Below are 23445 nucleotides of genomic sequence, written 5' to 3' on the forward strand. Positions count from 1 at the left end.
TGAGCGTTTTGTGGGCGTTTCGTGGGCGTTTCACCAGGCCAGGCGACAGAGGCGGCGCTGGTGCAAACGGAGCTAGCTCCATGTAGGCCAACCGCCAGGCCGCGACCTGGGGTTTTCCGGTCGGCGCTGTTGTAGATGGAGCTAGCTCCATCGAGGCCAACCGCCCACCCGTTCGAGAAAACCGCAGGTCATGTCCGGTGCCGTTGCTAAGTTGAAGGCATGAACAGCATCTCAGTGGTTGCCACGACGCTTGAGCAGCTCAGGCTATCCACCTCGAACCCGGCCTGGGTGATACTTCGCGCGAAGAATGCCCCCGCCGTCCTGGCCATCTTGCGGTCGGTGTTTGAAGGGGATAATCGCCAGGTCGCCGGCTCCGATTTCGCGCTCGCCGTCGACGCCATGCTGGTGGACATCCGGGAGCAGACCGACATGGAGCTGCCGAAGACCGGTGTGGCCTACATCAATGACTGGGTCAAGGATGGGTACTTGGTGCGCCGCAGCCCGCAGGGCACCCGCGAGGAACTGTACGAGTTGTCCACCGACGCCCACGTGGCGATCGATTACGTGCAGCAGCTCACCAATCCGCAGCGGTCGGTGACAAAGTCGCGGCTGAGCACCCTCATTACTGGCTTGCGCGACCTCGCCGCCGAAACCGACGAAGACGAGGCGAACGCGATCCGCAGGTTGGAGGCGCAGCGCGATGCGATCCAACACCGGATCGACCAGGTTCGTATGAACGGCGTTGTCTCCATCTCGGACGAGGAAGCGGTGGAGAAGGCGCGAGAGATCCTGTCGCTGGTCAGCGACCTTCCCACCGATTTTTCGCGGGTGCGCGAGGAGATCGAGGACGTGGACCGGGAGCTTCGTGAGTCCATCGTCGAGGAGAAGCTTCACGCGCGCGACGTGCTGGAAAACGTGTTCCGTGGCGTGGACCTCATCACGCAGTCCGAGGCTGGCAAAGCGTTTAGCGGCTTCTACGAGGTCTTCTTGGATCCGGAGCAGTCGAAGCAGCTCGACGCCACCGTGAGTACCGTCCTGTCGCGCGACTTCGTGCGCAAGCTCTCGCCGATGGAGCGCGCTGAGCTGGGCCAATTCGTGGACACGCTGGACGTGTCGTCGGGCCAAGTCCACGATTCCATGACCAACCTTTCGCGCTCTTTACGACGCTTTGTGCAATCCCGTGAAGCCGAGTCCCAGCAGGCACTGATCAAGTCGATCAACGCCGCGCAGCAGATGGCGCTGCAGCTCGCGCAGGAGGGCATCGGCACCCACAGCCCGGTCGGTGTTGAGTTGGAGTTAACAACGATGCAGCCGACGTCACTGTCCAGCTGGAAGCTGCACGACCCGATGGAGTACAAGATCGACCGCGGCATGGAGATCAATGAGCAGGGGTCGATCGATATGGAGGCGATGCGCCAGCGCATCCGGGAGAACGAGATCGACTGGGAGGAGCTGCGCGGGGCGGTGAACGACGTGGTGGAGCGGGACGGCAGGGCGTCGATAAGCGATGTGCTCTCCGCGCACCCTGCGACCCAGGGGCTTGCGAGCGTGGTGGGGCTGATCAAACTTGCGCGCAGGCACGGCGAGCGAAGGGACGGCACCGAGCTGCTGCATTGGACGCGCGCGGACGGTACGAGGCTGCGCGCGCGATACGAACGGTTTGAATTCGACACCACGATTGGACGGCCATAAATGGACAACAAACTCTACGACGGCGACACCGGCACGCTCACCGGCCCGCAGCGCAGGGCGCTCGCGGAGCTCATCCGCGGCCCGTACGTGTCCAGCATCAAGACGCCGGAGGTGTTTCAGACCGTGTCCGGGTCTCGCGAAGTGCTCGCGCAGCAGCTGGACAACCTCTTCCTCACGCTCATCGTGGACGATGACGCGGGCGTGGCCTACACCAAGGCGTGGGAGGTGGACGTCCCCGACAAGCGCGCGATGCTGCGCAAGACCTCGCTGACCTTCATGGATACGGTCATAATTCTGCACCTGCGGCGCGAGCTCGTCTCCACCAGCCCCACCGAGCGCACGATTGTCAACGAAGACGAGGTCTTCGAGGCCACGGTGCCCTACCAGGGGAAATCCACAACCGATAAGTCGAATCCACGCAAGCAGTTCACGGCGTCGTGGAACAAGATGAAGCGGAACTCAATAGTCATCGACACCCCGACCGAAGGCCGGTTCGAGGTCTCCCCCGTCCTGCGCATCGTCTTCTCCGGCGAGGAGATCGCCGCAATCACCGAATCCTTCCGCACCTTTCTGGAGCAGCAGCCATGACCACCATCCCCGGCCAATTCCGCCTCTCCCGTGTCCAGGTCTACAACTGGGGCACCTTCAACGGCCTGCACAGCGTCGACATTGCCCGCGAAGGCTACCTCATCACCGGCCCCTCCGGCTCCGGCAAGTCCACGCTCATCGACGCCATCTCCGCCATCCTGGTCCCGCCGAGCAAGCGCTCGTTCAACGCCGCTGCGGACAACCAAAAGCGTTCCGGGCGCACCATGATCACGTACTGCCGCGGGGCGTGGCGCCGTGAACACTCCGAGGACTTGGATGAGCTGACCCGCTCGTACCTCCGGAACGGCGCGACGTGGAGCGGTGTGCTCCTTCGCTACGAAAACGGCACGGGCGAGACGATCACCGCCTGCAGGCTCATGTTCCTCGCCGCCAACGCGCACGCTGACCAGGACATCACGGACCTGTATCTGCTACTGCCGCGCGATGCGGATCTCACGGAGTTTGAAACGCTTGCGGTGAAGAACCTGCCGATCACGCAGGCGAAGCAGGACTACGGCGATGCGCTGAACGTGGGGCGCAAGCACCCGCAGTTCATCGCCGCGCTGCAGCGAGCGCTGGGCATCGCCGACAGTGGCGCGCTCGAGCTCCTGCACCGCACGCAATCAGCGAAGACGCTGGGGGATCTCAACCACCTCATGCGCACCTTCATGCTTCCGGAGCCCGACACGTTTGCCGTGGCCAAACAGGCGGCCGAGAACTTCACCGCGCTGCACGGCGCCTACACCGCAGTGGTAAACGCGCGTGAGCAGATCGAGCACCTCGTTCCCGTCCGCGAAGCCGCGCATGCTCGCGAGGAGATCGCCCGTGCCACCGCGGTTGTGGCCGAGGAACAGGCGTGGCTCGACCCCTTCGTCTTCGGCTGGAAGGCGCAATTCGCCGAGCGCGCCTGCGAGCGGCACCGCAACGACCTCGAAGCGCTGGGCGGCGCGATCACGGCCGGCGAGGCTGAAGTAGAGACGCTTCGCAGCGAGCGCGAGGAGCTGCGCCAGCTTATCGACGGCAAACAGGACACCGGCCTGGCCAAGGCCGAAATGACCCGCGACAGCCGCCGCACACGCCTCGACCAGGTCAACAAGGCCGCGGAAGCCTTCGCCTCCCGGCTGCGGGTGCTCCAACTCACGCCACCTGGCTCAGCGGAGGAATTTGCGCGCATTTCACACCAGCTGGGAAAGGACCTGCACAACCTGTGCGCGCAGCACGACGCAGAAGACGCCAAAGCTACCACCGCGATCCAGCTCGTGGGCAAGCTGCAGGAGACCCAGACAGCCTTCAAGACCGAGCTGCAAACGCTGCACAAGTACAGTTCAGCGATGGATTCTCGACTGCTGCGAGCTCGCGCCATAATCGCCGACGCGGCCGGCATCCGCGAGAAAGACCTGCCGTTTGTGGCCGACCTCATCTCTGTCAGTCAAGGCGAAGGCGCCTGGCAGGGCGCGGCCGAGCGCGTCATGGGCGGGTTCGCCCGCACACTCTTGGTACCCGAAGAGCACTACCGCGCAGTCTCGACAGCTATTGATGCCACGCACCTTGGCGCAAAGCTGCAGTACACCCGCATCACACCGGAGCAGGAGTTCGCGGCGCCCCGGAGCTTTCAACACGGCACGCTCGGCACGAAGATCGACGTGGCCGACGGGCGCTTTTACAACTGGGTGCAGTCGCAGCTCGCCCGCCGGTTCGACCACCAGTGCTGCGAGTCCCTGGATGAGTTCCGGCGCGCCCGTCGCGCGGTAACCCGCAATGGCCAGGTCAAGCACAGCGAAGCGGACCACGTGAAGGACGACCGCCGGCGCATCGACGACACGAGCACGTGGGTGTTGTGGGGCAATCTGGACGACAAGATCGACGCACTGCACGTAGAGCTGCAACGCGTGGGCAAGGAGCTAGCGCAGGCGGAGCAGGCGCGCGATACCGCAAAGCGCCGTATGAAGACGGCCCGCGACCAGATTTCCACGGTGGAGCGTCTCCAAGAGACAACAGATTTCAGCGAGATCGACACCGCGACCGCGGCCCGCCTGCTCGCAGAGTCGCAGGAGCTGGTGGACCGGCTCACCGACGGCAACGCGGAGGTCGCCGAATTGAAGAAGCAATTCAAAGTCCGCGAGAAGCGACTGGGCCAGGCCCAAGGCCACCTCAACGGGCTGATTGAACAGCGCGGCGGGCTGCGCCAAAAGCTCGAGCAGGCGGAACAGGCGCTTGCCGAGGCTCAGGCGCGCCTCGAGCGCGGAGCCCCACCGGAGGAGGTCCACGGCAGGCTGTCCAAGCGTGCCGGCACCATCGACGAGAAGAATATCGACCGCGTGCACGAGCAGCTGCGCAAGGCCATCACCGCCGAGCTCGACGAACTCAACCGCCGCGACCTCAAGTGCGAGAGCCGGATGCTCGACGCAATGCACCGCTACCTGCACAAGTGGGAGAGCCGCAAGGGCGACCTGCAGGCGGACAAGAGCTACCAGCAGGCGTTCTTGTCCGAGCTGGACCGCCTTGAAACGGAGAACCTGCCGAGCTTCGAGCAGGAGTTCAAGGACCTCCTCCAAGAACAGACGCGCACGCACTTCGGCCGCCTCCGCCGCCTCATCCGCGAGGCCGCCAGCAATACGCGCAAGTCCATCCAAACCATCAACGATTCCCTGGCGCAGGTCGAGTTCTACCCCGGCACGCACCTGCAAATTGAGGTCCGCGAGGCGCAGCCGCAGATCGCCCGCAAGTTCATCGAGCTTATCGACGCCACGCTCGACGGCATGATCAACGAGGCCGATCTAGAGGACAGCGAGCGCCGCTTCCACACAATCCGCGAGGTGATCGAGGCGGTCACGATCTCCGACACCACGAGCGCCCGCGAACAGAAGCTGCGCCTGGACACGCGTCAGCACGTGAAGTTCCTGGGCGTGGAGTACGGCACCGACGGCGTCCGCGGCGCAGTATACGACTCTGCCGAAGGACTCTCCGGCGGCCAGGCCCAGAAGCTCTCCTCCTTCTGCCTCGCCGCCGCGCTGCGCTACCGGCTCACGGGGATGGGCGCGAACCCGTCGCAAGCGAACAAATCCGTGGTCGAGGTTGAGGATGCGATGTACCCCCGCTTTGGCACCATCGTGCTGGATGAAGCCTTCGACCGCGCCGACGCCGAATTCACGCGCGCGGCCATGGGAGCGTTCAGAAAGTTCGGATTCCACATGATCCTCGCCACGCCCGAGAAGCTTTTGCAGACGGTGCAGGACTACATCGGCGGCGTGCTGATGGTGGAGTGCCCGGACCGCAAGCACTCGCAGACCAGCACACTCACCATCGAGGAGGCCCTCGATGAAGACCTGTGACCAGGTACGCACACGCGCTGCCACGTTCTATGCCCGCAACCACCGGGCCTGGCTTGCCGGCGATTTCTCGCCGCTCACGGTGAACCTGCTGCCACCGACGGGCCGTGCCGCCGAGCTTGATGAGGGGCGCGCGGTGCAGGCCTGGATCCAGGAATGGAAGCGCAGCCGCATCACTGCGGAGTGGGAGGAGAAGAAGCTCGGCTACCTGGGCACCTACGCACTCCCGGCGCGCGTAGTGCTGGACAGCCCCGCCACTGCTGCCCGCGTTGCCGGTCGCGCTAAGCATTGGCTGCGCATCAACACGCTGCTCGACGGCTTTGCCGCCTCACTTGGCGACGACGTCCGTAGCCCCTTGATAAACAAGCTCGCTGCGTGGGAGGCGTGGGATGATGCCACCGTCGCCCGCTTTGTCAGCGTGGTGCGGTGGCTGCGCACGCATGACCCGTCCGCCTACTACATCCGCGAGCTCCCGATCTTCGGCGTGGATTCTAAGTGGGTGGAGGCCCACCGCGCAGTACTGACTGCCGTAGTCGGCGAGTTGGGATTTCGCGACAAGCCGGTCCTGGTGGAGCTGCGGAGCTTGGACCCGGACGCGTCATTCTGCGGGGTGCGGCACTGGTCGTGCCCTCTTTCCGAGCTGAAGGCACTGCCCGGGGGCCGCGTGTTGTTCGTGGAAAACCACCAGACGTTCCTTGCGCTGCCGGAGCTGCCGGACATCGTCGCGATCTTCGGTGGCGGCCTGCTGGCGCAAGTGCTGGCGAAGCAGCTGCCTTGGCTTGCTTCAAAAGAGGTGTTGTACTGGGGAGACTTAGACTCCTACGGCTTCTACATCCTTGACCTCGTGCGCGCACACCTGCCGCATACGCGGTCCGTGCTCATGGATCTGGATACCGCGCGCGACCACGACGCACTCGCCGTCGAAGAGCCGAGTCCTAGCCGCTTTACGCCGACGCGACTTACTTCTGGGGAGGCCGATGCCCTGGACTACCTGCGCAGCCACTCCGCAGGCGGATGCCTGCGCATCGAACAGGAACGCATCGTTTTCGGCTACGCGGTGGAGCGGCTGCGGGGTGTGTAAGGAAGCGGGCGAGCTAGCTGCGTTTTGTCCAAAAAGTCATTGGACTCCTTGTCCAAAAACTCTATGGACATAACATGCGGGGGCTAAACAGAGCTAGCTCCATTTGGGGTTTCCAGCTTCGCGCGAACTGGGGTTTTACTGCCGAAGTCGGCGCAAATGGAGCTAGCTCCGTTTGCGCTGGCATCCCGAATCATTATCGTGACGAAGGCACCACATCAAACACGCTCCACGAGGAACCGTATGCCGCACAACCGACCCAACCCGTATCCAAACAGTTACGCTCACCCCGACGTCATCGTCATCGGCGGTGGCTTCGCTGGCACTGCCGCTGCGATCACACTCGCGCGCGCTAACCGCCAAGTAGTACTCGTCGACGCTGGCCAGCCTCGTAATCGTTTCAGCGAGCACGCACACGGCATTCTCGGCATGGACGGTGTTTCGCCGATGGAGCTCCTGGAAAGGGGCCACGCCGAGTTCGCGTCCTTCGGTGGCTCCCTCGTGCGCGCGACTGCGGACGCGCTTTCCCTCACCGACGGCGGTTGGCGCACCGCCCTCTCCACGGGCCAGTCGCTGCGCTCCCGCCACGTCCTCGTCGCAACCGGCATCACCGACCGCCTCCCGGATGTGCCCGGCCTGCAGGATATGTGGGGCACGCGCGTCTTCCATTGCCCGTACTGCCATGGATACGAGGTCCGTGGCCAAAAGGTTGCGCTGGTCGGCGGCGCAAATCCGCCTTTCACGACGAACATTGCCAAGCTGCTCTCCAAATGGACGGATCAGCTCACCTTCTACCCCAACGGGCTTCTTCTCGACGATGCAGAGCGCGGCATCCTCAACGCCCTCGGCGTCACCATCAGCGACACCCCGGTCACCCGCGTCGACCCCGACGCTGCCTCCGCAACCGGCGTGGTCGTGCGCGCCGGCGACGACGCCACCGCGTTCGACGCCTGCTTCACCGGGCCCGACTTCCTCCCCAACGACGCGCTGCTCAAGCAGGCCGGCTGCGCTACCGTCGACGGCACGGCTGACGGCTGGGTTCGGGTGGAGGACGGTGGGACGTCGATAAGCGGGCTCTGGGCCGCGGGCAACGTGGTGAGCTCGCCGGATCAGGTGCCGCAGGCGATGGGCGCGGGCGCGGCCGTGGGCATCAAGGTGGACCAGGCGATGCTGGCGGAGGATGTCGCGGGGCTCTAGGCGCGCCGCCTGCGCTGCGACGCAAATTTGCCGCGTGAAGTCTTGAGGTTTCGGGAAACGTGAAACTTTAGGGGCCTAAGGTTTCACGTTTTGCCAGACGCGAAAGGTTAAGCCACCAAAGTTTAAGGTTCTCGCAGCGGCTGGCCTAATGAGGTACACCACTCTGGGATTCCCTGCTTCGCTGCCCGAAAACACATTTCACAACAGCGTCAGCAACATAAAACCAGTACAGATGATCACCCCAGTGATGACAAGCCACAGAATGCAGTACCCCATGATGCTTCGCGCATTCAGGCCAGCAACGCCCAGCAGCGGGAGGGCCCAGAAGGGTTGAATCTGGTTCGTCCATGCATCACCCCAGGCAAACGCCATGATTGTCTGAGGGATGCTTGCACCCATCGACTCGGCTGCCTGCAGCATGACGGGGCCCTGGATTGCCCACTGCCCGCCACCGGAAGGAATAAACACGTTCACAAGCCCAGCCGACAAGAAGGTCAACAGTGGGAATGTTGTACTGTTTGCAATAGAAATGAACGCATTGGAGAACGTCTCTACCAACCCCGAATCCGACATGATGCCCGCAACACCGGCGTAAAGAGGGAACTGGAGAATAATCCCACGTGTCGAGGTGATCGCTTCTTGCACGGCGTTAAGGAAGTCCTTCACGCTTCGGTGCGCAAACAGGGCGAGCGTCAGAAAGAGCAGGATTACTGTGTTGAGATTGATATTGAAGCCCTCGGCAACAAAGTAGTTGATTAAGTACACCAACGGCAGCACACCGAGCAGCATCAGCAAAAAACGCGAGTTATCCAGACGTTCTGCGAACGTTGGTTCATCCGACAACTCCTCGTGGACGTGTTCCTCGTCGACGGTGTCCACAAATGCAATAGCCTCATTCTCGGGGACACGCATTATCAGGTAAAAGCCAATAATCGCGGCAAAAATGAGGGCAGTGATCAGCAAATTCCACCAGCTATACAGCGTGTCCGTAATCGGAATGAGCCCCACCTCGTCAAACATAAAGTTGTCAGGTGTGGCCATTACGACCGGAATAGCCGAGGATGGTCCGCGTACGATTTCCGCTGAATACGCCGCAGCAACAACGAGTGGAAAATGAACTCCCTTCACTTTCTTACCCATCTCACGCGCAACCAGTGCGCCGACCACGAGCCCGAGTCCCCAGTTTAGGTAGCAGCACGCAAATGAAATTGCTGCCGTAAGCGCATAGGCGTGGTTCGGCTTCTTTGGTATGTCGGTGAGCTTGCCCAGCAGCATCTCCACAAACGGGCTTAGTGCAAGCACAAAACCGGTCAGAAGTACCAATGCCATCTGCATTGCAAAAACGAAGAGATTAGAGAATCCGTCTCCCCAATATCCCACTACGTCGATGATCCCCGAATCGGTGAACCCGATCGCTGCTGCGATGACGATGAAGGTGAGAAAGATCGCGAGGATGAACGCATCCGGCAGATATTTCTGTACCCAGTTTGTGGTGAAGTTTGCCAAGGCATTCATACCCCCACCATTCCTCTCTTGTTGATCAACGAGGCCTTCTCTGTTCGACGCCCCGCCGCTAACACTGTTACTTAGCGCATAACAATGAACGAGTTTCACTCGCCTCACAACTCGGGGGTGGCATTTGCCTATTCTTGAACCTGCCATGAGTGTCGACTCCACAAGAAAAGCCCAGGAAAATCGATGGTCGTGCGGCAATTTCCTCTCCGGGAGCCTGTCTCAAGCGTTCGCTCCTCGCCCACTAAGTCCCCTGTCACCCCCTGTGGCGCTGATCCCTCCCAGCACCAACAACACCCCAGCGGCACCTACGAACGCCCAAGCCCCGCCCACGCCGTAGATAGGCAGAAATATCAACGGTGTGAGCGCGTTACCGTAGAACCGGAAAGCTTGAACTGTTGACAGGATCTGCGCCCCGCCCGGCGCACGCAGCGTAAGCACGTTGATGGAAATTTGCGTGCCCTGCGCCGCGAGCACGGCAATACCCCAAAGTGCAGCCGCCAGAACTATCGAAGGCGCAATGCACAATGCCAACAACGCGACCGCAGCCACAATCAGCCCCCCTGATGTGACTATTCGTGCACCAAAACGATCAGTCAATGACCCGGCCCACCGAGCGAAAATGAACGATGTAAATCCTCCGGCCATCACAACCACACCGCGTACCACGGGATCCGCTCCGAACTTCTCACCCACATACAACGCGAGAAGGAACCCAAGACCTATCACACAAGTGCCGATGGCCAGTAACGTCACCGCAGCTCGGACTGCAGTCCAGCTAAGCAGGCGCCCTTCACGTGGTGCAGACTCCCCTGCCGGCGGTGTAGACGGCAACCCTGCCACGGCGATGGTAAGCGTGAGGAAGAACAGCACGACATACATTGCCCGCCAACTGGTGAACTGCACAGACAGTCCAGCGAGTAACGGAGCAGAGAATAGCCCGCAAGACTGCATCGCTTGATATGACCCGAGCGCTTTACCCAGCTCTTCCTCGCGCGTCATCGCTTTCAGAATCACTTGCAGGAGCGGAGATGTAAACGCGTTTGCTAAAGCGGCGGCAACAAACGCGATCAGAAACGTCCACCAATTCGGCGCGAGCGCCAGTACGACCGCAGCGGTCGCAATCACGCAAAATGCACACCGCACTACCTTTGCAGGTTCAACATTGCGGACAAGGTATGTGGAAAACAGCATCATCGTTGCGAATGGCAGCATAAACGCGGTCATAGTCAACGACGCCTGGCGCAAGGTGATCCCAAAATCCGCCGCAAATTCTGGCAACACTACTGCGATCGACTGCCCCAGGAAAGGCCCGATAAACCCACCCGCCAAAATAAGGAAGTGGCGGAAGCGATCGTGCGTGCTCATACCGGCCAAGCATAAACACGTTCTCGATTCGATACATGCCCATTTATATTGCGTCTCCTCACCACTTCTACCGCTTAGTGTGACAATAGGTGCAGGCCTTGCAGCCGTTCGCAGATTGCCCATTTCCCCAATGCACTAAGGTCCAGCTTCTCCCCACCAATCCCAATCTTCCAAGATGAACTTTCCGCACATCCACCCCCACATTGGGTTAATTCGTGCGATCTCCGTCGGCCGTAACATGTTACCGGTAACGTGCCTCACATCACTTTTTCTTATCTGAAAGGAATGAAGCATGGGCATCCTCGCGCTGTTTGTCTTCATCGCGATTACGGTGCTGATTAACGTCGTTTTAAAACGCGACATTGCTGAGGCGCTTCTTCTCGGTTTGCTCGGCGTCGCGCTTTTCGGCGGAAGAGAGGCACCCCAGCTTCTCTGGCATGGCATCACTAGCGCCATTTCCTCCGAAGTCACTTTTGCAGGTATGGCGTTCGTGTTTATGGGGATCATCGTCCAATCAACTGGACTCATTGATCGCTTGATTACCATTTTGAACTCAATCTTTGGACGGCTGCGAGGTGGTGCGGGATATGTCTCCACCCTTTCCTCGGCAATGATGGGTCTTATTGCAGGCTCAACTGCTGGCAACTCCGCGACAGTCGGCTCCGTCACTATTCCCTGGATGAAGCAAACCGGATTCTCGTCTAACCGAGCCGCGACACTCGTCGCCGGAAATTCGGGACTCGGTGTTTCACTTCCCCCGAATTCAACAATGTTTATTATTTTGGCTATGCCAGCGGCTGCCGCGTCCTCGGCAAGTCAGGTTTACGTCACTCTTGCGTGTGCCGGCGCCTACGCAGTGTTATACCGCCTCGTGGTCGTTTGGTACTGGACCAAACGAGACAGCATTCCGAAAACGCCTCGAGAGAACATTGTCTCGTTAAACGAGGCGTGGAGCCAGGGATGGCGTTCTCCATCTATCTTTCTCGGTATCATCATCCCGGTTCTACTCACGATTGGCCCTCTCGCATCTTGGCTGAAGACCTCCACCGGGGTCGGTGAAGCAGGCGTAAAGTCGATTTCAATCATTGTTTGGGTACCAATCCTCATCACCGTAATTGCACTCATCGAGGGCGCCGGGCGCATTCGCCGTAATAATGCACAATTCCGCGCTCAGCTCGTTCGGGACCTTCCGAGCTTCGCGACTGTGGGCATTTCGCTGTTCGCCGCTCTCGCAGCAGCGTCCATCATGGAGGAATTGGGCGTCGGCGATCAACTCTCCAATACCCTCGATGCTTTCGATCTGCCGAAGTGGGCGATGCTCCTCGTGGTAGGCGTACTTGCAGTAATTGTCGCTACGCCGCTCTCGTCAACAGCTACTGCTGCTGCAATCGGTGCCCCAGCAGTAGCAGCACTTACCGCTGCCGGCATCGATCCCACCATCGCAGTCGTCGCTGTCTTACTCTGCACCGCAACCGAAGGCGCGTCACCACCGGTTGGCGCACCGATCTACCTCTCCGCGGCAATGGCAGAGGCCAATCCGACAAAGATGTTTGTTCCGCTCATTGTGTACTTCGTTGTTCCAATGATTTTGCTTGCATGGCTCGTTGGAATGGGTTTCCTACCGGTTTACGTCCCAGGAGTATAGAAATGTCTACAATATTCAAAACCTTCCGAGTTCTGTTCTACCTGTTTCTCGCTGCATTCCTCATTGGAGGGCTCGCACTTGTGAGTCTCCAAGGCATAGGTCTTCTCCTGGGTAGTGGTGACATGGTGACCGGAGTGAATGATGCGCTCGCTCCTTGGGTGTTTGGAGCAGCTACATTGTGTGCTCTCTCTGCTTTCGTCCTCGGCTACCGACCTGCAGCACGTGAGGCACGACGTAAACAGGCCGAGAAAGAGCGCGAGACTGAAAAGCAGCGGAAACAATCCGAGGGCTAGGTTGCTAACAGTCAATCACGTGGTTCGACCAGATCTCGTCGACTTTTCTAGCGCACCACTCATCATCGACGGCCTGGAAGTTGTCGAGAATCTCAGCTCGAAGCGCTTGCCGGGTGAGCAGCTTCCCCGTAATGGTCAAATGGTCACGCATTTCAGCTGCAGCTTCCGCCGAGTGTCCCCCGATGACCGCTTCGATTATCGGCCGGTGTTCATCGAGAATGTCATGCAGCGTCCTGGACGTGCCAGCGGTGGTATGCCCCAGAATTCCGGTAATATCCCTCAGGCGTTCCATAAAACCTTGCCCGTATCTCGACCCGCTCATTTCGTACAGCTGCACGTGGAGGGCCCGATCGTGCACGAAAAACGTAGTTTCGTCCCCTCGGTCAGCGCACTCCTGCATTGCCACCATCAATCGGTACACCTCCGCCAGTTGCTCAGGGGTGCGGAAACGTGCCGCGCGGTAAGCGGCCGATGGTTCGATGCCGAGCCTGATGGCAAAAATTTCTGCGACTTCGTTCGGACCCGTCTCAATAACCTCAAAGCCACGGTTTTTCGCAAACCGAATAAGCCCGGCTTCCTGCAACTTGAGCAGCGCTTCCCGGACCGGCGAGCGGGAAATGTCGAGCTCGTACGCAAGCTGCGCCACGCTGTACCATTCATCCGGTCGCATAGCCCCTGATCGAATTGCACCTCGAACGTAGTCCACAACCGCATCCGCTTTTCTCGTCATAAGGAACATAATGGTACCTGAACCTCAAACTTCTCTCCTGCAGAAACTTCGTCGCGATATGCCGACCCGCGCCGCCTACTCATCCGATGCGTCGCTGTTCCGCCGTGTGCCCGCGGCAGTGCTTGAGCCCAACTCCGTAGATGAAATCCTCGAGGGAATTGATTACGCACAACAGCGAGGTTGGCCAATTGTGGGGCGCGGTGGGGGTTCATCGGTCGCCGGTAATGCAATTGGCGACGGGCTTATCATCGACACCTCACGGCACTTCAACCGGATTCTTTCCATAGATCCTGAATCGCAAACGGCGGTCGTAGAACCAGGGGTCATTTGTGATGAATTGCGTGATGCGGCTGGGGCATATGGACTCACGTATGGTCCCGACCCCTCTACGCACTCTCGCTGCACAATCGGCGGCATGGTAGCTAACAATGCGTGTGGTTCACACTCCGTTGCTTACGGCACTGCTGCTGAAAATTTAGTTGACGTGACATTGGCTCTCCCCAGCGGGAAGTTAGTGACGTTTACCGAGTCCGGGTGCGACGACCCCGAACTCGACGAGGCAATCAAAACGCTATATGCAAAGCACGAGGATCTAATCGAGAAAGAACTCGGTCGGTTCCCTCGCCAAGTTTCCGGGTACGGATTGCACTACTTAAGGTCTGATGTAGCGAAGGCGATCGCAGGGTCCGAAGGCACGCTAGGCGTTATCACGCGCATGACCGTCCGCCTCATCCGTAAGCCGCTACATACTGCACTTGCCGTCTTATCTTTTAGCGACGTATTCGCCGCCGCGGCTGCAGCGCCCCGTCTGCGGCGCCCCGGCGTCGCAACCATCGAAGGTATGGGCGGCGATTTGCTCGATGCGCTCCGTTCTAAGAACGGGCAAGAGCGAGCAGGCGATAATCTCCCTGGACAGCCCAACGCGGGCGGATGGCTGTACTGCGAAACTACTGGCGATACCCAAGAAGAAGCTAATGCGGTGGCAGAATCGTTAACTGCATCGATTGAGCACACCGGTGCGGTCGTCGTGAGTGATCACGCAGAAGCAAGGGCGCTGTGGCGAATCCGTGAAGCTTCTGCTGGAACCGTGACGCGCTTGCCCGACGGCGGAGAGGCGTGGCCGAATTGGGAGGACTCAGCGGTCCCTGCGGAAAACCTTGCTGATTATCTGCGCGACCTTTACGCACTGATGGCGAAATACAACTATCGGGGCATCCCCTTCGGGCACTTCGGTGAAGGCTGCGTCCACGTGCGGATCAGTTTTGATTTCCACACGGAGGAGGGCATTACCCACTTCGAGAAATTCATGAACGAAGCCGCAGATTTGGTGACTAAGTACGGCGGATCGCTTTCTGGTGAACACGGCGACGGAAGAGCGAGGTCCTCGTTGCTTTCCAAAATGTACAGTCCCGAAATGCGAAACGTATTTGAAGAGTTCAAACTTCTCTTCGATCCACAGCGTGTAATGAACCCAGGTGTCCTCGTATGGGCTGACACGGTCACCGATGGACTCCGCATGGAACCCGCGCAACGAAAAAATGAGATCGCTCCCACTCAGCTTTTCCTACAAGATGACGGAAGTTTCACTAACGCGGTGAACCGCTGCGTAGGCGTTTCCGCTTGTCGATCCATGGAAGGGTCAATGTGCCCTTCTTTTCAGATCACTCACGACGAGGTGCATTCCACGCGTGGTCGCGCCCGCGTGCTGTCCGAGCTTTTCCGAGGAGAGACCGTCGACTCTACTGACGTCGAAGAATCACTCGATTTATGTCTTTCCTGCAAGGCATGCGCGTCTGAATGCCCGGTCAACGTTGACATGGCCACGTATAAGTCGGAGTTCCTTCATAACCGGTACTCAGGGAAGTTACGGCCCCGCGTGCACTACCTCATGGGGTGGCTTCCCCTTCTCAGCGAGATTGCACACCGGCTCCCTGTAGTGCCGCGCATTGCAGGAGCACTCATGCAGTCCACTGTTACCGCGAAAATCATGGCTAAAGTTGGCGGGCTGGACTCGAGTCGTCCCCTGATTAGCTTCGCGCCAGAATCACTCCAAAAATGGGCCAAGAAACGCGTTCCTAAATCTACCGGCGAGCCAATCGTGTTCTGGCCCGATTCTTTCAACTCGAAGCTCAATACGGGGCCTGCGCAGGCGGCCATTGAGGTGCTGGAATCTTTGGGATTCCACGTAATCGTTCCCGATGAATTCGTGTGCTGCGGACTCACGTGGCACTCGACAGGTCAGCTCGACATGACGCGACGGGTACTCGAGCACTCAGCTAAAGTCTTTGAACCGTACATTTCACAGGGACTCGAAGTCGTGGCGATCGAGCCTTCGTGTACGACGATGTTGCAGCATGACGCAGTCTCACAGACGCGTGACCCGCGTGTGGCCGAGCTCGCTAAGGCGACCAAATCTTTCTCCGAAGTTGTTGCACCAAAGATCAAGCAGCTCGTCGAAGAGGGGCGTCTAAAACCTCAGTCAGGGTCCGTGCTTACCCAGGTTCACTGCCACGAGAAATCGCTAGGTGATCCAAAACAGTCAGCGCTCATTCTCGATGCATTGGGATACGACATGGAAGAGATTCAAACCGGTTGCTGCGGCCTCGCGGGCAACTGGGGTTATGAAGATGGCCACGCAGAAATGTCGTTTGAGCTCGGCGAGAGAGAGTTGTTCCCGAGAGTGCGTGAACACGACGGTATCGTTGTTGCCGACGGCTTCTCCTGCCGTACACAGGTGCAGCAGGGGACGGGCAAGGAGGCCCAGCACATGGCGGAGATTGTCCGCGACGTTCTGGCAGATGCCGACCTATAACACCTACTCCCTCAGCGCGCGCCCCTGGATCCCCTTCGGCACGGCCACCACGGCCAGCATCGAGCACACGCACAGCACCGCGATGTACACGCCGATGTAGATGGCGTTGCCGGTGCGTTCCAGGATCATTTGCGAGATCATCGGAGCGAACGCGCCGCCGATGATGGAGCCGAGCGCGTAGCTGATGTTCAGGCCAGACAGGCGGACGGAGGCGGGGAACATTTCGGCGTAGAGGGCGGATTGCGGCCCGTAGGTCACGCCGAGCAGGATGCCGAGGACGATGGTGGCCAGGGCGAAGAGGAAAATCTCGCCGGAGTCGACGAGTACCCATTGCGGCAGCGACCACAGGATGAGCGCGACGTAGCCCCAGAAGAAGACGGCGCGGCGCCCGATGACGTCGGAAATCTGCCCGCTGACCAGTGTGGAGATGAACCACGCGCCACTGCCGAGCAGCATGATCCCCAGCACTACGGGGCGCGTGAAGCTGAGTGTCTGCGACCCGTAGGAGACGAAGAAGGCGATGAGCAGGTAGCCGGCGGCGTTGTTGCCGGCGAAGATGAGCGCGCACTGCGCGACCAGCTTGGAGTAGCCGGCGAACAGGTCTTTCAGCGGTGCGGAGGAGCGTTCGCGCAGCTGCTCCATCTCGGTGAATACGGGCGATTCTTCGACGGAGCGGCGGATGAAGAAGCCAACCAGGATCAGCGCGAGCGAGGACAGGAATGGGATGCGCCAACCCCAGGTCTCGAACTGTTCGGGCGTCATCGCAGCGGTGAGTGTGAGCATCATGATGGTCGCGAGCATCATCCCCAGTGGCACGCCGAGCTGCGGAAACGCGCCGAAGTAGCCGCGCCGCAGCACGGGTGCGTGCTCGACGGCGATGAGCGCTGCACCGCCCCACTCGCCGCCCGCGGACATGCCTTGCACGATCCGCAGCACCACGAGCAGGATCGGCGCGGCAATCCCCCACGCCTCGTAGTTCGGCAAAAGCCCCATCAGGAACGTCGCCAGGCCCATGCCGACGAGCGTGAGTACAAGCACGGGTTTGCGCCCGATACGGTCGCCGAGGTGGCCAGCGAGGATCGCGCCGAAGGGCCGGAACAAAAAGGAGATACCGAGCGAGGCCCAGGCGATAATCTGCGCCAGCCCCGGCGAGGCGTCAGCGACCGGGTTGAAAAACTGCGTGGCAAAGATCAGGCCGGCAGCCTGCGCGTAGATGAAGAAGTCGAACCATTCGATGGTGGTGCCCACCAGCGCGCCGCCGAGGACGCGCTTGTGCTCGTTCGTGAGCTTTTCGCTTGTCGACGCCTGCCGCGCCGACTCGATTCCGTGTGAAGTTGTCACTGTGACTCTCCTGGTTTCACCGGCGCCATCTTGGAAAACGTGACGGCCGTCGGGTGCATGCCATGCTACAGGACCCCCCTTTCCGCAGCGCACGGGCGTGTTCGGCGCGGTTGCTACACTCACCACACAACCGCCACTCGCCCGAAAGGCCCCGCCATGCTCCTGCCGCAGCAGATAGGTCACCTGAACGTACCGCCGCTGAAGATCCAAGGGATCAAGACCAAACTTGTCCCCTTCATCGCGGCGAACGTTCGGTGGAACGGCGCAGGGACCTATTACGAACCGTTTATGGGTTCGGGCGTCGTGGGGTTCAACCTCGCGCCCCAGCGCGCGGTGTTTGTGGACATCAATCCGCACCTGGTCAACTTCTACCGCAGCATCCAATCCGGGGAGCTCACCGCCTGGAAGGTCCGCGACTACCTGGAGCAGGAGGCGCCGAAGCTGGCCGCAACCCCGGCGGACAAGCACTCCTACTACTACGAGGTCCGCGACCGCTTCAACGAGACCGGCAGCCCCTTCGACTTCCTCTTCCTGCAGCGCAGCAACTTCAACGGCATGATGCGGTTCAACGCTAAGGGCAGGTACAACGTCCCCTTCTGCCGGAAGCCGCAGCGCTTCCAGCCTGCGCTGATTACCAAGATCGTGAACCAGGTCCACTGGGCGGAAACGCTCCTGGCCAAGCGCCCTGAGTGGGAGTTCCGCCACGCCGACTTCGCCGACATCATCGGCCAGCTCACGGAGCAGGACTTTCTGTACCTGGATCCGCCGTACATCGATAGGCATGACGAGTACTTCTGCACGTGGAGCCAGGACCTCGCCGACCAGCTGGCCCGCCAGGTGCAGGACTCCCCCGCCGGGTACGCGCTGAGCATGTGGCACTCCAACATCCACCGCGAGAACACGCATTTGCGCGCCTGGGAAGGCGAGCTGCGCACCACCGAGCACTTCTACCACGTCGGCGCGTCGGTGCAGAACCGCAAGGCGATGACGGAGGCGCTGGTTATTTCCCACGGCCACGCGGTGCCGGGGAATGAAGTGGCGTCGACAAGCGCCAAGGCAAGCGCCGAAGCGAGCCTGGCGACGCTGTTCTAGTTCAGCCGAATCGTCCAGCCGCGGTCGGCCACGAAGCCCTTGTACTGCGCGTAGGACGCGCGCAGCTGCGCGGGGTCGAACGGGGCGCTGTCCTGGCGTTCCAGCCAATCGAAGTACGCGGGCAGGTTCTTGAACTTCGCGCGTTTGACCTCGGCGGAGTCGGCGTTTCTGGGGTGGTTGCGCCAGTAGTGCTCGAACACGTCGTGGCCGAGCAGGGCGAACGGGCCGGCGCCGTATTGGAACGGCTCCATCGACGTCGCCTTGAACGTGGCCAGATTGTCGGTGTTGCCGCTGCCGGTCTTGTCCCCGGCCAAGCGGTACTTCTCCATGAACGCCACCTCGACGTCCTCGTAAGCGGGGCGGATGCGGTCGATGTCGGTGACGGGAACGCGGGTCGTCTCGAAGCGGTTGGTCCGCGAATACAGGAACGCCAGCACGTAGTGCGCGTCGTAGTCGTCGTACGTGCGGTAGATGTTCTTCGTCCCGTTGCGCAGGTAGCTGGTGAAACTGCCCAGGGTGAAGCTGAACGCGCGCGTCGCCCCGCGCTTGCTCACGCTGCGGTACGTGGACTTGATGTCAATGGCAATGAGCCGCCCGTTCGGCTTCTCCAGCACGAAATCCGGGTACTGGGTCTGCACCTCGCTTTCGCGGAAGGTGTACCCCAGCGCATCGGCAAGCTGCTTCACGTACGCCGTTGCCACCACCTCAAACGCCCGCCCCACGATCTTCGAGTCATTCCCAAACGTGAACACGTCCCCGTCCTTGTTCACGATCCCCACCAGCTGCCAGTCCGCCGCATCCTTGGGCAGCAGCCCCAGCATCGTGCGCACCACCGCGTCCTCGTGCCGAGGCAGCAGCGCCTCCCGCTCCACTTCGCTTGCCGACGCCACCGGCCCCTCTTCAATCCGCATTCCCCTACCCTAAACCAGGGCGAGAACCCGCGCCTCTCCCTAGCAATGGAGCCAAAGCGAATCCCCCCATCCCCGGTGGTTACGCTACCCAGTTGAGGCAGAAGACGATCCATGGCAGGGCAACAATGTCAATCAGCACGGCGCCCGAAAGCGGGACAACCACCATTGCTACCTTTGACTGCAATCCGTGCTTGCGGCCAACCGCGTCCATGTTGGCGACCGCGTTCGGAGTGCCGCCAAGACCGTGACCCATCATGCCTCCGCAAATGACTGCGGCATCGTAGTTTCTGCCCAGAACCCGAAAAACGACAAACACGACCAAAGCAGCAAGTACAGCAACCTGTACAAGCAAGATGACCAGGAGCGGCAGTGCGAGATCGTAGAGGTCCCAAATCTTGAGACTCATCATGGCTTGGGTGAGGAAGTAGCCTAAGGAGACGTCAGAAATCAGCTTGAGGGTTTTCCCGTGAATCTTCACCCAACCAAGGGCGTCGTTAACGTTGCGCAAGACAATCGCAATGAGCATGGCACCGACGTATCCCGGCAGCGAGTACCCGGTCCATTCACCGAAGAGCTCGCCCAGGTAGACACCGATCACGACCACTACGCCGATCACGGCTGCAGTCGCGGTGACGGACCCTTCGCTGATGTCTGAGTCGTTATCTACTCCGCGCTCTTCGACGTTGCCGATATCGTGGGTCTCCACCGCGAGGTTGTTTCGCTTGATGAGCCAGGTTGCCAAGGGGCCGCCAATGAGCGATCCGGCGATCAACCCAAATGTTGCCGCCGCAATAGCGACAGCGGTAGCACCTTGCGCGCCAAGCTCTTCTGCCGTTGGACCGAACGCCGCAGCAGCGCCGTGGCCACCTTCGAGTGAAACAGCTCCTGCCATGATGCCCAGAAGCTCGTTGAGCCCCAAGACCTTGGCGAGGCCAATTCCAACGAGATTCTGGAGAATCGCTACCGACCAACACGCCAGCAGGTACACCATGAGAAAACGCCCGCCAGTCTTAATCAGGCTGAGCGATGCTCCCAGACCAATCGTGGTGAAGAACGCCAACATTGCGGGCGACTGCAGCGTGGTGTCAACCGTGAGCTCAACCGATCCCCACTCCCGCAGCCCAAGCACCACAAGGGCAAAGAGAAAACCCCCAACCACGGGCCCCGGAATGGCAAACATGCTGAATACCTTCCAGCTTCTCGCCGCCCAAGCGCCAAACAACAGCAAAAGCAGTGTGATCGCTGCCGAGCTGATCAGTCCTATCTCAATTTGCATATGTCACCCTCTTTCATCATTTGTGAACACGATTACTTTAAACACCACAGTGAGGTAGCTCGCTCTTCGGGCGGGTGTTATCACCTTCACAAGGAAGAAGAAAGGGTCAAACAAGCATCGATCCATGTACTGAAAGAACAAAGGTCCCGCGTAACTCGGTAGTCGGTCGGCTTTCCGTTCCCGCAGGACCTTGTTTAGGGGCGGTCTCCCCTACACCTCCGGCAGCAGCTCCGACTGCTCGCCCACCGTCGTGATCACCAGCGCGTCGCGGGCGCGCGAGGCGGCGACGTAGAGCAGGGAGCGCTCCTGCTGCAAAGCAGCAGCGCGGTCGTCGTCGGACAGCCCGGCGAGGCGGAAGGGCTGCGGGAGGATGTCGCGGCCCACGCTCATCAGGATGACGTGCGTGAACTCCATACCCTTGGCGCCGTGCATGGTCATCACGGCCACCTGCTCCCCCGACGCGTGCGCCGCGTCCTTGGTCTGCACGGCGTCGATGCCGTGGTCGGCCAGCCCGCTGACAATGCGGCTCAGCTGCCCGCGGGTGCGGCACATCACGCCGATGCGGGGCTCGTGGACCTCGTCGGCGTCCAGCCAGTAGTTAATGTAGGCTGCCGCTGCGTCGAACTCCTCGTCCGGCGTGGCGCAGCGCAGGAGCTGGGGGTTCGGGCCGGAGCGGGCGGATCGGTAGCCGCGGGTGTCATCGGTCTCTCCCGCGGAGTCGGTGAACTCCCCCGCCGCGCTGAGGATGCGCACGGCGTAGTCCAGGTTTTCCTTGGTAGTGCGGTAGTTCAGCGTGAGCTTGCGCGACGCCTTGCCGCGCGTGGAGATGCCGAAGCGGCTGAGCACGAGGGGCTGGCCGTAGATGCGCTGGTGGGAGTCCTCGGCGAGGAAGATGTCGTTGGGGCCCGGGTCCACGCAGGCGCGGAGGAAGCGCCAGTGGCCGGCGTTGAAGTCCTGGGCCTCATCAACCACGACGTGGTCGAACAGGGCGCGGTCGGAGCGGTCGCGTTGGATGCGCAGGAGCTCGGCGCCCACGGCGGACATGGTGGGCCAGAACAGCTTGCCGTCCACTGCCTGGGTCTGCATCGCGGACTGCAGGAGCGTCCACACCACCTTTCGTTGAGCCCTACTCAACGGCGTGCCGCGGCCGGTGCGGGCCACCTTGAGGTACTCCGCCTTGGTGGTGATGGAGTTGGCCAGCACAACGCCCTCGTACTCGCGCTGGAGGAAGGTCTCGTTGGTGGTGCCGGCGGGGAGGGAATCGGCGACGGTGGCGTCGATAAGCAAGAGCCCTCCCCAGACGCGGGCGGCCTCGTCGTTGCTGTACGGGCGCACGCGTGAGGTGCCGGTGCCGAGGACGCGGCGGGTGGCCTCCTCGACGTCGGCGGGCGCGGCGGCGGTGATCACGTGGCGGACCAGCTTGTCAATGTTGGTGACGCACAGGCCGGGCTCGCCGGGCTCCGCGGCGGGGTAGTTGGGGTTGAGCGCGGCCATTTGCTGGCGCAGGCCGCCCGCCAAACCATCGGTGAAGGTGGTGAGCAGCACGCGGGGTTGACCCCGCTTGAGCAGGTGATTCGCGCGGTGGACGGCCACGACCGTCTTGCCGGTGCCGGCGCCTCCGAAAACGCGGGCCGAACCCTTGTGGTCGCCCTCGACGATGCGGCGCTGCTCCGGGTGGATGTACACGCGCCACTGGTCGAAGCTGCCGGACTCGATGACCGCGCGCAGCGAGTCGGTGTCCACGTCGTCTACGTAGGCGAACTCCAGCTGGGCGGCGTCCTGCTTGAGGCCGGCGAGGATGCGCGCGTCCTCGGAACCCGTCTGGTCAGCGGCCTCGCCCGCAGCGTCGGTGGTGAGATTGAGCATCTCCTTGACGTTGTCAATCGTGTAGCCGGCGACGAGCCCCTCCACGGCCTCCGTCTCCCACTTCGGGCGGCCCTGCATGAGCGCCACCAGCTGGGATTCCCGGGTGAGCACGAAGAGCATCTCCGCGATCGTCTCGTCCACGCCGAGCTCGTCGTGCAGCATCGCCGGCGTGTACCCGTGCTTCTCCAGCTCGGTGCGCGGCGGCACCTCCTCCGGCTTCAGCTCCACCGGCGTGATACCCGCCTGCGCCTTGGCCAGCTCCTCGGCCTCGCGAGCCGCCTCCTCGGCCTTGCGCTGCGAGTCCGACACCTCCGGCTCGTGGGCGTCCGAGTCATCCGCACCATCCGGCGCCGTCCGTTCAATCAGCTCCGTGATGCCGTTGACCGCGTTGGCGCGCAGCTCCAGCCGGGCCGGGTCGAAGCGACGCGCGGACTCAATGCCCTCGTCGTGCGAGTCGACATGGACGAGGACGAAGTGGTGCACGTCGCCGTCGCGAAGCTCAAAGAGCACGGCGCGGAACTGGTCATTGATGCGCCCGGTGCGCACGCGCTTGTCCACCGAGTTCTTAATGGTCTTGATGTTCAGCGACGGGTTCGTCGGGTCCGCGGCGAGTGTCTGCAGGAAGTCCATCGTGGGCTTCATCAAACTGCCGTCCAGCTTCAACCCGCCGTACAGCGAGAAGGTCACCATGCTGTTACTCCTTCATGTCCTGGTC

Annotated in this window: 15 protein-coding genes; 8 read left to right on the forward strand and 7 right to left on the reverse strand. The window is 61.1% G+C overall.

The window, feature by feature from the left end; all coding sequences use genetic code 11:
• Positions 1-219 precede the first annotated feature (219 nt).
• From CKJ85_RS06600 to CKJ85_RS06620, 5 genes are all read left to right on the forward strand, one after another.
• Positions 220-1692: a DUF3375 domain-containing protein gene (locus tag CKJ85_RS06600; protein WP_095537834.1), complete on the forward strand. Its 1473-nt coding sequence runs from the start codon at positions 220-222 to the stop codon at positions 1690-1692.
• Positions 1693-2280 carry a DUF4194 domain-containing protein gene (locus CKJ85_RS06605; protein WP_095537833.1) on the forward strand — a complete coding sequence of 196 codons (588 nt, stop codon included), beginning with the start codon at positions 1693-1695 and terminating at the stop codon, positions 2278-2280.
• The gene (locus CKJ85_RS06610; RefSeq protein ID WP_095537832.1) at positions 2277-5612 is read left to right on the forward strand and encodes an ATP-binding protein; all 3336 of its coding nucleotides are present in this window, start codon (positions 2277-2279) and stop codon (positions 5610-5612) included. The genes CKJ85_RS06605 and CKJ85_RS06610 overlap by 4 nt, the downstream gene beginning before the upstream one ends.
• Positions 5599-6690: a Wadjet anti-phage system protein JetD domain-containing protein gene (locus tag CKJ85_RS06615; protein WP_095553812.1), complete on the forward strand. Its 1092-nt coding sequence runs from the start codon at positions 5599-5601 to the stop codon at positions 6688-6690. Before CKJ85_RS06610 ends, CKJ85_RS06615 begins: the two co-directional genes overlap by 14 nt.
• A 240-nt stretch (positions 6691-6930) precedes the next feature.
• The gene (locus CKJ85_RS06620; protein ID WP_095553813.1) at positions 6931-7884 is read left to right on the forward strand and encodes an NAD(P)/FAD-dependent oxidoreductase; all 954 of its coding nucleotides are present in this window, start codon (positions 6931-6933) and stop codon (positions 7882-7884) included.
• Positions 7885-8082: 198 nt separating this feature from the next.
• Here the strand turns inward: CKJ85_RS06620 and CKJ85_RS06625 are convergent, their stop codons facing one another.
• On the reverse strand, positions 8083-9399 hold the full coding sequence (locus tag CKJ85_RS06625; protein WP_095553814.1) for a short-chain fatty acid transporter: 1317 nt from the start codon (positions 9397-9399) through the stop codon (positions 8083-8085).
• 219 nt (positions 9400-9618) lie between these two features.
• Positions 9619-10764, reverse strand: coding sequence for an MFS transporter (locus tag CKJ85_RS06630; protein WP_095553815.1), 1146 nt, complete (start codon positions 10762-10764; stop codon positions 9619-9621).
• Between the two features lie 292 nt (positions 10765-11056).
• Between CKJ85_RS06630 and CKJ85_RS06635 the strand changes: the two genes are divergently transcribed.
• Positions 11057-12409 (forward strand): TRAP transporter large permease subunit, encoded by a 1353-nt coding sequence (locus tag CKJ85_RS06635; RefSeq protein WP_095553816.1) that lies wholly within the window; start codon positions 11057-11059, stop codon positions 12407-12409.
• A gap of 297 nt (positions 12410-12706) precedes the next feature.
• Here CKJ85_RS06635 and CKJ85_RS06645 read toward each other — a convergent pair whose 3' ends face one another.
• Positions 12707-13441: a GntR family transcriptional regulator gene (locus CKJ85_RS06645; RefSeq protein ID WP_233126984.1), complete on the reverse strand. Its 735-nt coding sequence runs from the start codon at positions 13439-13441 to the stop codon at positions 12707-12709.
• Position 13442: 1 nt separating this feature from the next.
• Between CKJ85_RS06645 and CKJ85_RS06650 the strand changes: the two genes are divergently transcribed.
• Positions 13443-16244, forward strand: a complete 2802-nt coding sequence (locus tag CKJ85_RS06650; RefSeq protein WP_095553818.1) for an FAD-binding and (Fe-S)-binding domain-containing protein — start codon at positions 13443-13445, stop codon at positions 16242-16244.
• A 3-nt stretch (positions 16245-16247) separates the two neighbouring features.
• Here CKJ85_RS06650 and CKJ85_RS06655 read toward each other — a convergent pair whose 3' ends face one another.
• A complete protein-coding gene (locus CKJ85_RS06655) occupies positions 16248-17585 on the reverse strand; it encodes an MFS transporter (RefSeq protein ID WP_095553819.1) in 1338 nt (445 codons plus the stop codon).
• A 156-nt stretch (positions 17586-17741) separates the two neighbouring features.
• Between CKJ85_RS06655 and CKJ85_RS06660 the strand changes: the two genes are divergently transcribed.
• Positions 17742-18677 carry a Dam family site-specific DNA-(adenine-N6)-methyltransferase gene (locus CKJ85_RS06660; RefSeq protein ID WP_095553820.1) on the forward strand — a complete coding sequence of 312 codons (936 nt, stop codon included), beginning with the start codon at positions 17742-17744 and terminating at the stop codon, positions 18675-18677.
• Here CKJ85_RS06660 and CKJ85_RS06665 read toward each other — a convergent pair.
• From CKJ85_RS06665 to CKJ85_RS06675, 3 genes are all read right to left on the reverse strand, one after another.
• Positions 18674-19588, reverse strand: a complete 915-nt coding sequence (locus CKJ85_RS06665; protein WP_095553821.1) for a type II restriction endonuclease — start codon at positions 19586-19588, stop codon at positions 18674-18676. The genes CKJ85_RS06660 and CKJ85_RS06665 overlap by 4 nt on opposite strands.
• Before the next feature lie 79 nt (positions 19589-19667).
• The gene (gene gltS, locus CKJ85_RS06670; protein WP_095553822.1) at positions 19668-20864 is read right to left on the reverse strand and encodes a sodium/glutamate symporter; all 1197 of its coding nucleotides are present in this window, start codon (positions 20862-20864) and stop codon (positions 19668-19670) included.
• 210 nt (positions 20865-21074) lie between these two features.
• Positions 21075-23420 (reverse strand): 3'-5' exonuclease, encoded by a 2346-nt coding sequence (locus CKJ85_RS06675; RefSeq protein ID WP_095553823.1) that lies wholly within the window; start codon positions 23418-23420, stop codon positions 21075-21077.
• Positions 23421-23445: the final 25 nt, after the last annotated feature.

This window comes from Corynebacterium sp. NML 150383 (genome assembly GCF_002285085.1).
GTDB lineage: Bacteria > Actinomycetota > Actinomycetes > Mycobacteriales > Mycobacteriaceae > Corynebacterium > Corynebacterium gottingense.

Bases quoted from the DNA above. Each gene is read 5' to 3' on its own strand.
- CKJ85_RS06600 (WP_095537834.1), top strand. From the start codon at position 220: ATGAACAGCATCTCAGTGGTTGCCACGACGCTTGAGCAGCTCAGGCTA.
- CKJ85_RS06605 (WP_095537833.1), top strand. From the start codon at position 1,693: ATGGACAACAAACTCTACGACGGCGACACCGGCACGCTCACCGGCCCG.
- CKJ85_RS06610 (WP_095537832.1), top strand. From the start codon at position 2,277: ATGACCACCATCCCCGGCCAATTCCGCCTCTCCCGTGTCCAGGTCTAC.
- CKJ85_RS06615 (WP_095553812.1), top strand. From the start codon at position 5,599: ATGAAGACCTGTGACCAGGTACGCACACGCGCTGCCACGTTCTATGCC.
- CKJ85_RS06620 (WP_095553813.1), top strand. From the start codon at position 6,931: ATGCCGCACAACCGACCCAACCCGTATCCAAACAGTTACGCTCACCCC.
- CKJ85_RS06625 (WP_095553814.1), bottom strand. From the start codon at position 9,399: ATGAATGCCTTGGCAAACTTCACCACAAACTGGGTACAGAAATATCTG.
- CKJ85_RS06630 (WP_095553815.1), bottom strand. From the start codon at position 10,764: ATGAGCACGCACGATCGCTTCCGCCACTTCCTTATTTTGGCGGGTGGG.
- CKJ85_RS06635 (WP_095553816.1), top strand. From the start codon at position 11,057: ATGGGCATCCTCGCGCTGTTTGTCTTCATCGCGATTACGGTGCTGATT.
- CKJ85_RS06645 (WP_233126984.1), bottom strand. From the start codon at position 13,441: ATGTTCCTTATGACGAGAAAAGCGGATGCGGTTGTGGACTACGTTCGA.
- CKJ85_RS06650 (WP_095553818.1), top strand. From the start codon at position 13,443: ATGGTACCTGAACCTCAAACTTCTCTCCTGCAGAAACTTCGTCGCGAT.
- CKJ85_RS06660 (WP_095553820.1), top strand. From the start codon at position 17,742: ATGCTCCTGCCGCAGCAGATAGGTCACCTGAACGTACCGCCGCTGAAG.
- CKJ85_RS06665 (WP_095553821.1), bottom strand. From the start codon at position 19,588: ATGCGGATTGAAGAGGGGCCGGTGGCGTCGGCAAGCGAAGTGGAGCGG.
- gltS (WP_095553822.1), bottom strand. From the start codon at position 20,864: ATGCAAATTGAGATAGGACTGATCAGCTCGGCAGCGATCACACTGCTT.
- CKJ85_RS06675 (WP_095553823.1), bottom strand. From the start codon at position 23,420: ATGGTGACCTTCTCGCTGTACGGCGGGTTGAAGCTGGACGGCAGTTTG.